The 8,935-nt window shown below is 56.8% G+C and carries 6 protein-coding genes; 1 reads left to right on the top strand and 5 read right to left on the bottom strand.

What is annotated here, in order from left to right:
- Positions 1 to 228: 228 nt before the first annotated feature.
- Positions 229 to 1,149 carry a L,D-transpeptidase gene (gene ldtB / locus WFM46_RS21255; RefSeq protein WP_103178805.1) on the bottom strand — a complete coding sequence of 307 codons (921 nt, stop codon included), beginning with the start codon at positions 1,147 to 1,149 and terminating at the stop codon, positions 229 to 231.
- Positions 1,150 to 1,368: 219 nt separating this feature from the next.
- Here ldtB and WFM46_RS21250 point away from each other — a divergent pair, with 219 nt between their 5' ends.
- The gene (locus WFM46_RS21250; RefSeq protein WP_336998462.1) at positions 1,369 to 2,964 is read left to right on the top strand and encodes an ABC-F family ATPase; all 1,596 of its coding nucleotides are present in this window, start codon (positions 1,369 to 1,371) and stop codon (positions 2,962 to 2,964) included.
- A gap of 408 nt (positions 2,965 to 3,372) precedes the next feature.
- Here the strand turns inward: WFM46_RS21250 and WFM46_RS21245 are convergent, their stop codons facing one another.
- The 4 genes from WFM46_RS21245 to WFM46_RS21230 form a co-directional block, all read right to left on the bottom strand.
- A complete protein-coding gene (locus tag WFM46_RS21245) occupies positions 3,373 to 4,635 on the bottom strand; it encodes a DUF1479 domain-containing protein (protein WP_103178807.1) in 1,263 nt (420 codons plus the stop codon).
- Positions 4,636 to 4,785: 150 nt separating this feature from the next.
- The gene (locus WFM46_RS21240) at positions 4,786 to 5,601 is read right to left on the bottom strand and encodes a Cof-type HAD-IIB family hydrolase (RefSeq protein ID WP_103178808.1); all 816 of its coding nucleotides are present in this window, start codon (positions 5,599 to 5,601) and stop codon (positions 4,786 to 4,788) included.
- A gap of 168 nt (positions 5,602 to 5,769) precedes the next feature.
- Positions 5,770 to 8,202, bottom strand: a complete 2,433-nt coding sequence (locus WFM46_RS21235; protein WP_336998461.1) for a formate C-acetyltransferase/glycerol dehydratase family glycyl radical enzyme — start codon at positions 8,200 to 8,202, stop codon at positions 5,770 to 5,772.
- 4 nt (positions 8,203 to 8,206) lie between these two features.
- A partial coding sequence (locus WFM46_RS21230; protein WP_336998460.1) for a glycyl-radical enzyme activating protein occupies positions 8,207 to 8,935 on the bottom strand: 729 nt, incomplete at its 5' end.

Genomic DNA, 8,935 nt, shown 5'->3' with positions numbered 1-8,935 from the left:
AGCAATTTTGGACAGCGCTTGCGCTGGCCCCGAAGGGGTGAGCCCCAGGGATGGGGCGAACAATCCGCGAAGCGGCGATTTTCTTTGCCGGGAGCCGGGATTGTTAAGGGGGCGGCGATAGCCCCCTTAACACGTTCACCGCAGCGGGGTGAACATAATGCAGAAATGCTTTAGTGAACGGAACAATTCCACCGTTACGACAGAATTGTTCCTTTTACAAACGGTCGATTAGTTCAGACGAACCGGCATCCCCGAACGATTCTGAATCGCCTGATCCACAATCGTCGCATCCACATCCTGCTGGCCGGTCACCGCCTGCACATTGCTGGTCAGGGTAATTGGCACAGTCACGTTATTATCGATCTGCTCTTCGCTGGTAGAGAGCGGGTTATGCACTTCGAGGTAACGGCTGCCATCTGGCTCGGTGGTCGCTTTTACCGGCTCGTTGATGAACTGTACGCGAGTACCCACCGGTACGTTTTCGAACAGGAATTTGATGTCGTCGTTACGCAGACGCACACAACCGTGGCTCACGCGCAGGCCGATACCGAAGTTGGCATTGGTGCCGTGAATCGCATACAGACGGCCAATATAGAGCGCGTACAGACCCATCGGGTTATCCGGGCCCGCAGGCACAACGGCTGGCAGCGGCTCACCCGCGGCAATGTATTCCGCGTGCATTTTCGCGGTTGGGGTCCAGGTTGGGCCCGCTTTCTTACGCTCAACTTTGGTGGTCCAGTTCATCGGAGTATCTTTACCCAACTGGCCGATACCGATTGGCAGCACGATTACGGTGTTGGTGCCTTTCGGGTAGTAGTACAGACGCATTTCGGCGCTGTTGATGATGATACCTTCATGCACGGTATCCGGCAGGATCAGCTGCTGAGGAATGTTCAGCACGGTGCCACCTTTCGGCAGGTACGGATCGACGCCCGGGTTAGCTTCCATCATGTTGGAGAGGCCAAGTTGATATTCTGCTGCGAAATATTCCAGCGGCTGGCTGTTGCCTTCTTCAATGGTCACAACCTGGTTCTGACCGACCAGACGGCTACCGTCGGTTGGCAGTGGATAGGTGACAGCAGAAGCGGTCTTGCAAAACCCTACTACGGCAAACGCCGCCGCAAAAAGCGAAGTTAATTTCATATTCATGTTGTGCGAGGTATCTGTGCCACGTTGGCAGGTTGTTTAAAAGTCAGAACGGTTTAGGGAGCGCATTATATGTGCATTCCCACCCGCATGGAATTCGGATGTGTACTAAATCACACTTTTTTCAATTCTGTTAAGTGTAGCGCTACGTTGTTAAGCGGGATCTCATTTCGGAATTGTGGCATAATGCCGGGTTTATCACACTTCTCGCAGGAATCTCCCGTGTTAGTTACCAGCAACGTCACTATGCAGTTTGGCAGTAAGCCGCTGTTCGAAAACATTTCCGTCAAGTTTGGCGGCGGCAACCGTTACGGCCTGATTGGTGCCAACGGTAGCGGAAAATCCACCTTCATGAAGATCCTCGGCGGCGATTTAGAGCCGACCCTGGGCAACGTTTCTCTCGATCCGAACGAGCGCATCGGTAAGCTGCGTCAGGATCAGTTCGCCTTTGAAGCGTTTACCGTGCTTGATACGGTGATCATGGGGCACGTTGAGCTGTGGGAAGTGAAGCAGGAGCGCGATCGCATCTACGGCCTTGCCGAAATGAGCGAAGAAGATGGCTATAAAGTGGCCGATCTCGAAACCCAATACGGCGAAATGGACGGCTACTCCGCCGAAGCCCGCGCCGGTGAGCTGCTGCTCGGCGTCGGTATTCCGGTTGAACAGCATTACGGCCCGATGAGTGAAGTCGCGCCAGGCTGGAAGCTGCGTGTTCTGCTGGCGCAGGCGCTCTTCTCCAACCCGGATATTCTGCTGCTCGACGAACCGACGAACAACCTGGACATCGATACCATTCGCTGGCTGGAGCAGACGCTGAACGAGCGTAACAGCACCATGATCATCATCTCGCACGACCGTCACTTCCTGAACATGGTCTGCACCCACATGGCCGATCTCGACTACGGCGAGCTGCGCGTTTATCCGGGCAACTACGACGAGTACATGACCGCCGCGACCCAGGCGCGTGAGCGTCTGCTGGCCGACAACGCCAAGAAAAAGGCGCAGATTGCCGACCTGCAATCCTTCGTCAGCCGCTTTAGCGCCAACGCCTCTAAATCCCGTCAGGCCACCTCCCGCGCCCGTCAGATTGACAAAATCAAGCTGGAAGAAGTTAAAGCCTCCAGCCGTCAGAACCCGTTCATCCGCTTCGCGCAGGATAAGAAACTGTTCCGTAACGCGCTGGAAGTGGAAGCCCTTACCAAGGGCTTTGAAGAGGGGCCGCTGTTCAAAAACTTCAACCTGCTGCTGGAAGTGGGTGAGAAGATCGCGATTATCGGCGCCAACGGCGTGGGTAAATCCACCATGCTGAAGACCCTGGTGGGCGAACTCCAGCCGGACAGCGGCACCGTGAAGTGGTCCGAAAACGCCTCTATCGGCTATTACGCGCAGGATCACGAGTATGAGTTTGAAAACGACCTGACCGTATTCGAATGGATGAGCCAGTGGAAATCAGAAGGCGACGACGAGCAGGTGGTGCGCAGCTTCCTGGGCCGTCTGCTCTTCAGCCAGGACGATATCAAAAAACCGGCGAAGGTCCTTTCCGGGGGTGAGAAGGGCCGTATGCTGTTCGGCAAGCTGATGATGCAGAAACCGAACATTCTGGTGATGGACGAACCGACCAACCACCTGGATATGGAATCGATCGAATCGCTGAACATGGCGCTGGAGATGTATCAGGGCACCCTGATCTTCGTCTCTCACGACCGTGAGTTCGTCAGCTCGCTGGCGACCCGCGTAATTGAAATTACGCCGGAGCGCGTGGTGGACTTCAGCGGTAACTACGAAGACTACCTGCGCAGCAAAGGTATCGACGGCTAATCACCCGTTTCTGACCCTTCCCGTCCGGGGAGGGTCTGCTTTCCCCCTGTCTACACGCTTTCCCCCGCATTTTTCATAACTTCTTGTTTATAAACACGATATCACTGCGTTTATATAATTGGCATACCAATTATGGCGCAATTGCACCTGTCATATAACTATCATGAAATTGGTATGACAACTTAAAAAGAGGGCGAATCGGCGGCGGGCGGAAATCAGGCAGTTTCGTGCAAAAAGCGGGGTAAAAACAGCACACACTTTGTAACCGTTATCCGATGAGACATCATGACCTGTTGTTTGCGCTAAGAAAAATGATTTTTAACGTAACCGGAGCGCGATCACAAAATTGCCGGAAGGGAGATTAAGCGGGGCGGCGACGCCCATTCTGGACGCGCCGCCGTAAAAGGGTCAGGCCATGCCGAGTGCGCGCTTGCCGTGAATGTTCAGATCATCAACGGTAAAGCGTGACTGCCACGTCGCTTCATAATCTTCACGCGGGAAATCGCCCGGCGAGGCGCCGGTTTCCAGCGCCGCTTTCACCTTCTTCGCGTAGGCGAGGTTTTTCTCACACATCGGCGCCGCCGGAATGTACATCACGTTGCCCCAGCCCTGCTGGTTCTCAACCGGGGCCACCGAGTGGATCACATCGCAGTGCCACCACACGGAGTCACCTGCTTCCAGAGCCGGAATGCTGGTCAGGGCTTCCATTAACAGCGGATGCCACTTCTCGGAGATCGGCAGCACGCGTCCTGGCGCCACGCCGCAGAGTTCATCTTCCGGCACATCATCCAGCAGCGGACGCAGCAGAATGTACGCCATCGCTTCCGGGATCGGCACCACGTGCAGCAGCCCCTGATCCGGGATCATATCTGAGAGCGCCGTCCAGCCCTGGAAGGTGCGGAACACCGAGCATTTGGTGGTGTTGTCCACGGTGTACTCTTCCACTTCGGTGCGGTGGGCGGCATCCCACGGATCGTACTGCTCGATATTGCCATCAAAGACCCGGGCGAAGACCTGCTGATAGGCCGGAAGCAACCAGCGCTCCAGCGCGCCGGAATCGGTGTGCGCCCCCAGACCCTTCGAGGTGGTTCCTGGCGGACGGCGACGAATGCGGTCCGGGTAGATCACGCTGACGTCCGGGTTAAACCACTGTTTGCCGTTGCTCTCAAAAGTCCATAAACGGTTCAGGAACGACTGCACCTGGGCCATCTCTTCGCTCTGACGGGCTTCCATCTGGGCGTGCGACCAGTAGATCGGGTAGATCTCCGGGCGGGAGGCGGTGAGGGTGCCAAAGAAGTTATCCCCCGGACCTTTATAGACATCATCAAAACGGTTGAGATCCAGATAGTCGAGCATCGCGTTATCCCACGCCAGTGCCTGCTCACGCGGGAAATGACCTTTGATCACCGCACAGCCCCGGCGTTTTACCGCCTCGCGCTGCGCCGGGCTGATGTTACCGCTCTGCACGTCCGCAAAGGGGATCACCGGCCAGACCGGATCGCCTTTGCTTTTCAGGGCATTAATTTCTGCCACACGGCTGGCAATTTTATCGCTCAGGCGATCAAACACGCCCTGCACGTCGCCAATCTGCGCCCGCAGGTCACGTTTCATCTGGCGGATGGCCGCTTTATGGTCAGCGGGCAAAGTTTCACTGGTAAACGTTAAGGTCATAACAGCCTCACTATCTTTCATTCGAAAGTAAAAGTAATTACAAGTGATACTTTAGGTTAAAAATAAGTTAATGCAAGTTAAATAACTTGATGAAGTGCACAACCCGGAGAGAAAGAGGGAGGTTCGCCGGAGGAGGCTCCGGCGAGAAAATCAGTTGCTGAAAGGCGGGGTGTTATCGAGGACGGCCTGAATCACGTTCAGCGCGCCCTGGTGGTTGTTGTCGTCGGTCTGATAGCGGGTGATGGCTTTGATATTTTCGCCCGCGTTACCCATGGCGAAGGAGTAGTGGGCAAATTTCAGCATTTCGGCGTCATTACCGCTGTCGCCAATGGCGACGCACGCCTGCGGGGAGATATGCCAGCGTTTCAGCAGGCGGCTGATGCCGTTGGCTTTATGCAGGCCGGGAATGATCAGATCGACAAAGCCAAACCCGCTGGTCACCGGCTTCATGATGCCGTCGAGGGAGACATGCAGGGCGTCAATCAGGTTCGGGATATCGCTGTCCGGCAGGTTCAACGAGAACTTGAACAGTACGTCGTCGATATCGCGATAGTCGCTGATGCGCTGTAAGCGGTGATAGTGTTTTGACATCAGGTCGACGAAGGCATCGGGTGCCTTGTCGCTGACGTAAGCACTCTCCAGACCGCAGGCGACAAAATTCAGGGCGCTATCTTTCAGCAGTTCGCCAATGACAATCTGCGACTCATGTTTGGTCAGTTCGCCGTGGAAAATCTGCTCGCCGTGATCGAACACCAGCGCGCCGTTCTCCGCCACGAAGGAGATCTGCGATTTCAGCTCCGGGAAGAAGGAGATGAGCTGGTAATACTGGTTGCCGCTGGCGACAACGAACTCGATATTGCGGGCCTGAAGTTGCTGGAATTGCGCCTGAAAGCGGTCACGATCGTACTGCTTGGCGTCATCAAGAAAAGTTCCGTCCATATCGGTGACGATAACTTTAACGGTCATACATTGCGCTCCTGGATATAACTGCGACCAGCAACATTCTAATAACAATGTGACCAAAACCACAAATTTAATTTCGAATGAAAGTGAAAAGCCGGGTGGCGCTGACGCTTACCCGGCCTACAGGGGGAATTGTAGGCCCGGTAAGCGTAGCGCCACCGGGCAATGGGGTTACAGCGTATGCTCAGTACGCGCAATAATATCGTCCTGCGCATCCGGTGACAGGGCGGTGAAGAATGCCGAGTAACCCGCCACGCGCACCACCAGATCACGATACTGATCCGGGTGTTTCTTCGCTTCCAGCAGCGTTTCGCGCGACACGATGTTGTACTGGATATGCCAGCCTTTATGCACCTCGAAGAAGGTGCGCAGCAGCACCATCAGCTTCTGGCGGTCGCTGTCGTTATCCAGCGTTGCCGGGTTGAGCTTCTGGTTCAGCAGCACGCCACCCAGAATCGCCTCGGTCGGCAGTTTGCCCACGGAGCCGATAACCGCGGTTGGGCCCAGGTGGTCCGTACCGGAGGCCGGGCTGGCCCCTTCCGCCAGAGGAGTATGCGCTTTACGCCCGTCCGGGGTCGCCATGGTTGCCGCGCCAAAAGGCACGTTGGCGGAGATGGACGAGGTGCCGGCATAGTAGTTGCCGCCAATTGGACCGCGACCGTAGCGCGGGTTATGGTACTGCTTCAGCTCTTCGATGTAGGTCTGGTAGGCACGGGTCAGCAGCAGATCCACGCTGTCGTCGTCGTTGCCGTACTTCGGCGCGCCGTTGATCAGACGCTGGCGCAGCTGCTCGTGGGTCAGCCCCTCGTAATCATCCGCAAGGGCCGCCGCCAGCTGCTGCTGACCAATCGCCCCCTCTTCAAAGACCAGCTTCTTCACCGCCGCCAGGCTGTTGCCAAGGTTGGCGATGCCCACCTGCAGGCCGGATACCCAGTCGTATTTCGCGCCGCCCTGTTTGATGCTCTTCGCGCGCTCAATGCAATCATCCACCAGCGCCGAGCAGAGAATGTCGTGGACGTTCTCTTCCAGCATGGTGTCCACCACATATTCGATTTCGATGGACTTGCGGGTGTAGTAGCGAATCTGGCTATCCCAGGCGGCCATCACTTCGTCAAAGTTGTTGAAGTTGCCCGCCGAGAGCGCTTTTTCCTGCGGCAGGAATACTTTACCGCTGGTGGCGTCGCGGCCACCCTCCATCGCCGCCAGCATCACGCGGGCGAAGTTAATGAAGCTCATGCCGGTGCAGCGATAGCCCCACTTGCCGCCCACGGCGGTTTCGATACAGCCGATGGCCGCATAGTCGTAGGCGTCCTCTTTCTCTACCCCGAGCTTGATAAATTCCGGGATCACAATCTCATCGTTGTTGAAGGCTGGCATCCCGAAGCCACAGCGGATCACCTGCACGCAGGCGTCGAGGAAGTCGTTGCTCATGCCTGCATGGTAGCGCACGCTCAGGTTCGGCTGGGTGGAGCGCAGACGACCGCAGGATTCCAGAATGGCGTAAGAGAGCGGGTTCACCGCATCCATCGCCATACCGTTCACCAGTTTCTGACCGCCGATGGTAACGTTCTGGTACAGCGGGCTACCGGCAGAGGCTTTGGAGTGGGAGCCGGAGCGGATCTTGTTCACTTCCAGCAGCTTCAGCCAGCAGCTGTGCAGCAGTTCGATGGCGTGTTCACGATCCAGAGACTGGTTCAGCTCCACGTCGCGGCGATAGTACGGGTAGAGATACTGGTCCATACGGGCAAAGGAGACGGAGTGGCCGTTGGACTCAATCTGCAGGATCAGCTGGATGAAGTAGCACAGCTGCAACGCCTGCCAGAAGGTTTTTGGCGGTTCGTGGGCGATCACATCGCAGTTTTCCGCCATGGCCAGCAGCTCGTCGCGGCGGCGTTCGCGGGTTTCGCTGGCGGCCATCTCACGCGCCAGGTCGGCAAAGCGTTCGATATGCATACTTACCGCTTCCAGCACGATATCGATCGCTTTCAGGAACTGTTCACCGTGCAGATCTTCCAGCACCGTCAGGTTGATGCGGGAGCGGCGCTCGGCCACCTTGTGGCGCAGGCCGTCGAGCCCCTTTTCCAGCAGCAGCGGGAAGTTCACCGCCAGGTGGGCGTCGCCGGAGGTCATGTTGCCTTCGGCTTTAATAATCCCGGTTTCCAGAAGGCCTTTTTGCTCATCGGTGAACATACCGTAGCAGCGATCCTGCACCGTCTGGCCACGCCACCACGGGCAGAGTTCATGCAGAACGCGGTTGTTCTCTTCGCTTACCGCAAAGCCCGCGCCCGGACGGTCGGCGAGATCGTCGATCTCTTTTTCAATCCACGAGACGGTGTATTCCGGGAAGATCGGCGCAGCGCGCACTTCGCTTGCCTGGTTACCCATAATCAGTTCGTCATGTTTGATCCAGATAGTGCGCTGCGCCAGGTGATGCGCCAGGGCCAGCGCGCGGCGGACCGGGATCGGCTTATCCATATGCTGCTGGTACATCTCGGTATAGTGCTGCGCACGTTCGGTACAGACCGGCGGCTTTACAATATGGACCAGGGCAGTTTTATGCGCCTTAATGCGATCGCTCAGGGTAGTAAGATTCAGCTGTGTCATAACATTATCCTCGTAAGGTCGCGGTTAACCCTTTCTGGGCGGCGTACTGCCGGGCAAAGTCCAGTAATGCAGGATTATCGAGCGGTTTATCAGGGGCAGAGTAGGGTTGGCCGAGCAGGGTGTATTTGTTCATGCCCAGCGTGTGATACGGTAAAAAATGGATGTCACGGACGTTCAGTTCATCCGCGGCAAAATTGGTAATCGCGGTAATCGACGCTTCATCGGCGTTAAAGCCCTGGATCAGCGGCACGCGAATGGTGAGCGTTTTCCCGGCGGCGGCGAGGCGTCTGAGGTTATCCAGCACCCGTTTCGCCGAGCCGTCGGTCCACTGCTTAAAGACCGCGCCGTCGACATGTTTCAGGTCGGCGAGAAACAGATCGATGTACGGTAACGACGGTTCGATATAGTGCCACGGCACGTGCAGACAGGTTTCCACGGCGGTATGAATGCCCGCGTCGTGGCTGGCCTGGAAGAGGGCGCGGGCCAGCGTCGGGTTCATAAAAGGTTCGCCCCCGGAGAGGGTGACGCCGCCGCCGCTGCGATCGTAAAACGGCTTATCCCGCAGGACGGTCGCCATGATCTCCTCTACCTGCTTCTCTTCACCGCAGACGGTCAGGGCCTGGGTCGGGCAGCAGTGGGTGAGGGCATCCAGATGGGTATCGTCGAGTTTTTCGCGGTGGATCACCAGGCCATTCAGCGTGCGGTGGATGACCGCGGGCGCCGCCTGCTGGCA

The organism is Leclercia sp. M50, from assembly GCF_037150775.1.
Taxonomy (GTDB): domain Bacteria; phylum Pseudomonadota; class Gammaproteobacteria; order Enterobacterales; family Enterobacteriaceae; genus Enterobacter.
The sequence above is the reverse complement of the archived record's forward strand: the minus strand, read 5'-3'. Positions and strand labels throughout refer to the sequence as shown.